The organism is Mycobacterium sp. (assembly GCF_032162105.1).
Classification (GTDB): domain Bacteria; phylum Actinomycetota; class Actinomycetes; order Mycobacteriales; family Mycobacteriaceae; genus Mycobacterium.
In genome coordinates, this window is record NZ_JAVRPS010000387.1 from 1 (window position 1) to 3,601 (window position 3,601).

Here is a 3,601-nt window from a genome sequence, read left to right on the forward strand (position 1 = left end):
GGGGTGACGGCCTCGTCGACGGTCTTGAGGAGTTCCTCCTGGGTCCCGCGCTCGTCGGCGTGGGTGTCGAAGCCGCTCAGCGACACCATGTACACCCGTGTCGGCACCGCAGCCTTGACGCACCGGGCCACCAGATCGAGCTGAGCCTCCAGGGAATCCACGTCCGCGCTCTCCGTCGCCGCGGTGGGATCGATGCCCTTGACCACCCTGCCGAATTCGGGCTCCGTGATCTTGCTAGCGCGATAGCTACTGCGTACAGCAGACATCGCCGGGGTGTCACGCGGATCGTCCTGGCTCAAACCGGCGAGACTCGTCGCGATACCGTCGGGGATGCGCGGGATGGTATCGGAAAGCGCTGAGGCGACCTGCTTTTCGCCGATCGACATGAGCGGCAGCACGGCACCGATGTTGACCGCGCGCAGGGGGTCGTCGCCACCGGCGTCCAACCAGCGGCCGATCCAGCCGGTCGGCACCGGGTCCTTCGGTGAGGCCGTCTGCCAGATGTCCATCGAACGGAAGTGGCTGCGATCGGGGTTCGGGTAACCCACTCCACGCACGATGGCCAGCTTGCGGCTCCTCCACAGTCCGGCCAGTCCCTTCAGCGCAGGGTTCAGTGCCAGCTGACCGTCGAGCGGTAGGACCTCTTCTGGCGCGTAGGCCAAGTCGGGCCGGGCGTCGTGGTAGGCGTTGTTGGTGTAGGGGATGACCGTATTGATGCCGTCGTTGCCGCCGTAGAGCGTGACGATGACAAGGATCCCGCTGCCAACGGGCAGCGGCCGTTCGCGCGCGGCAGCGAGCATTTCGGGCAGGGTGGTCGCGACGACTCCGGTCAGCAGTCCCGCCGCCCCGACGCCGGCACCGGCGATCAGGAATTTGCGGCGGTTCAACTCTGGCATCGTCGAATTCCCCCTTACGCCGTGAGGTATTCAGGGGAGTTGACCGCGCAGGCAACCAACCGCTTCGGGTCGTCGACGAGGTCCTTGAGCGCGGCGGCGGTGCGATCGGTCCACGCGCCGATGCCGATCAGGTAGCCGGCGGCGTCGATGCGGTCGACCGTCGCGGCGTCCTCCACGGTCGACAGATCACCCAGCGAGGAGAACTTCTCGGCGGCCCACACCCGCGCCGTGGTGCTCGTGGTCGACAGCCACGCCTGGCCGTGCGGCCAACCGTTGACGTCGGGCGGGTAGAAGGGCCGCTGTCGCATTACGGTCAGCGCCACCAGGATCGCGTCGAGCAACCCCGGGTGATCGAGTGGCACCTTGAGCGCTCGAATCACGCCGACCATCCACTCGATGGGGGCGGTGACCATGGTGCCGGTGCTCGCGGTGAACTCGGGGTCCAGCAGAATGGCCTTGGTCAGCGCCTTGAGGTCCCTGCGTGGGCCGTACGCGGCGGTCAACCGGTCCAGCGTCGCCGGCGACGGTGGTTGGTCGGATGCGAGTTGCCGCCACAGCCTTCCAGCAACGTACGCCGCGGATTGGGGCTGGCTCAGCACGACGTCGCAAAAGGCAGTGTGATCGAAGTTGCCAGTGACGCCGAGGACGGTCTTCAGGTTCGAGTCGTGCTGTTCCAAGGCCATCGCCGTTCGGCCGCCATATCCGATGCCCCACCCCGTGAGGGCCCGCGCGCCCTCCTGCACGTCCGCCTCGGTGTAGCCGTTCCCGTGGCCGAGCGCGAACAGTTCCATGAATTCCCGCGACAGGTTCTCGTTGGCCTTCTTCGCGCTGTTGCTGGCGCCGTCGAGCCAGTAGAGCATCGCGGCGTCGGTCAGCATCGAGACGGCCAGGGTGCGGAAGTCGCCCAGTTTGAGGGTGCGCAACTTCTGGTTCTGCATCCCCATCCACTCGGCAACCGGGACTTTCTGCGCCGATGTCGCAAAGTGGTTGTGCCACAACAGAGTCAGCTTCTCGTGGATCGGCTCTTCGACGGCCGCCATCCGTCGCACCCACCACCCGGTCAGGTCGTGCATCTGCTGGGCCAGTTCAAGGGTGATCGCTTCCAGATCGGCGGCGCGGATGCCGCTGCCCGGCGGTCCGGGGGTCACCGGGGTGGGCAGCGGCGTGGCAACCGCGCCAGGGTCGCGGTCGGCGTCGAGGGTCAAGACGGTTTCGAGATAGACCGACCAGTCCCGGTTGGCGACCGCGTCGATCTGCGGCCCTGTTGCGCCGAAACCGGTCCGTCGCAGTAGTCGGGCGGTGGCCTGCCACCGCGGCGATTGTCCAGACACGGGTCGCCAACCCATCCTCTCCACAAGAGCTGGCGCGGCCCCTCGGACAACGCCATTCCCGGTTAGCGTAACCCCGACGTCACGCCGGAGCACTAAGAATCCGCCGTCGTCCGGCAAATGGGGCGCGACGCAAGGCCGGATTGCTGCAGTGGAGTGATGGCCCATCACGCCGGGTTTCGATTCAGCGCCGATCAGGTATCGGGACACCTCGTTCGACGCGCGCACGCCCGTCCTGGCTCCACCATGGACCTCGCGGCCCGAGAAAGAGTGATTTACCACGGGCGCAACTGGGTATTTCAATGGTGGCGGGCTGATCCGTGACGCCGGTAGCGAGAAGAAGGTTGGTCCCATGGGCGTCGTCGTAGAGCGCGGCTCGGCGCGCTGTCCGCGTTGTGTTGCGATTGCCGACTACACCTTCGTCGAGAGCGAACTCGACGTGGTGCGCTACGAGGTGCACTGCCGCTCCTGTGGCGAGGTGTACTCGGAGGTGAGTTCGCTCGCCCCTGCCCAGCCCGCTGAACGGACCCTGCCCCTTCCGCCGCCATCGCCGGAGGTCCGGCGAGGCGCATTCTGGCGCAGGTACTTGACTCCGTTCGGCCGGGCCGCAGGACGGCTGCGCGCCCGCGTGCGCCCTGCCGGGTTCGCGGGATGGGTCTCGTCGGAAACGCCAACTCCAAGTGAATACGGGGCGAACGGCTAAGCCAGGAAGTCGGACCGCCAATCCGATCCTTTGCACAACTGCCACACCAGTCACTACCGTCAGCCGTGGCGCAATTCGGCAGAAGTTTGCTGTCGTGTCGCCTTGTGATCTAGCACTCAATTTCGATTTCAAAGGTAAGGCGGGGGACTTTGCGGCAGCCGTCGCGGACAACTAGTGGCGCTTGCCGATCGCTGAAACGCACTGGTAGTGCGGTGATATGCCGTTGCTCGGCGAAGATAACGGACGCATAACGAAGAGTTTCTTAAGTACTGCCTGAGAGGTTTGCGGGACAGGCGTCAAAACCTCGTCCGCGGAATACCGGGAGCCGATTTTACGTCGCTACACTCGACAAAGACCGCGCCCCATCGGGCGCTGACCACATTCGAATCTAGTGCCGGCGCAAATGGCAGCTGGCGGAGGTGCCCTGAACATGGCTAGTATATTCGCGCGCGCGATCAGCGTGACAGTGGAGAACGCGAACGCCGCCCTGTTGGGTGCAACGACCATCGGTCGCGGCCCGATCGCCGACATGTCGGTCGACGGCGATACCCTGGTGGTCACCAACTACGGCGACCACAACGTCGTCATGCTCAACGCGAAGAGCCTGGCCGTGACCGGCGGCGTCGCTGCCCGTGAGCCGTCCGCCGTCGTCGTCGCGAATGGCCGCGCCCACG

The 3,601-nt window shown here is 65.8% G+C and carries 3 protein-coding genes and 1 pseudogene; 2 read left to right on the forward strand and 2 right to left on the reverse strand.

The annotated features are described in order from the left end of the window. A partial coding sequence (locus QOC69_RS19560) for a DUF1501 domain-containing protein (RefSeq protein WP_526442597.1) occupies window positions 1-896 on the reverse strand: 896 nt, incomplete at its 3' end. Between the two features lie 14 nt (window positions 897-910). Continuing rightward, window positions 911-2,227 carry a DUF1800 domain-containing protein gene (locus tag QOC69_RS19565; RefSeq protein WP_526442599.1) on the reverse strand — a complete coding sequence of 439 codons (1,317 nt, stop codon included), beginning with the start codon at window positions 2,225-2,227 and terminating at the stop codon, window positions 911-913. 349 nt (window positions 2,228-2,576) lie between these two features. On the opposite strand from QOC69_RS19565, the gene QOC69_RS19570 reads away from it, so the two are divergent. Together QOC69_RS19570 and QOC69_RS19575 are read left to right on the forward strand one after the other, a co-directional pair. After that, a complete protein-coding gene (locus QOC69_RS19570; RefSeq protein WP_526442601.1) occupies window positions 2,577-2,927 on the forward strand; it encodes an FYVE zinc finger domain-containing protein in 351 nt (116 codons plus the stop codon). 430 nt (window positions 2,928-3,357) lie between these two features. Further along, window positions 3,358-3,601, forward strand: a pseudogene (locus QOC69_RS19575) (hypothetical protein); the annotation flags it as partial.

Bases quoted from the DNA above. Each gene is read 5' to 3' on its own strand.
- QOC69_RS19570 (WP_526442601.1), top strand. From the start codon at position 2,577: ATGGGCGTCGTCGTAGAGCGCGGCTCGGCGCGCTGTCCGCGTTGTGTT.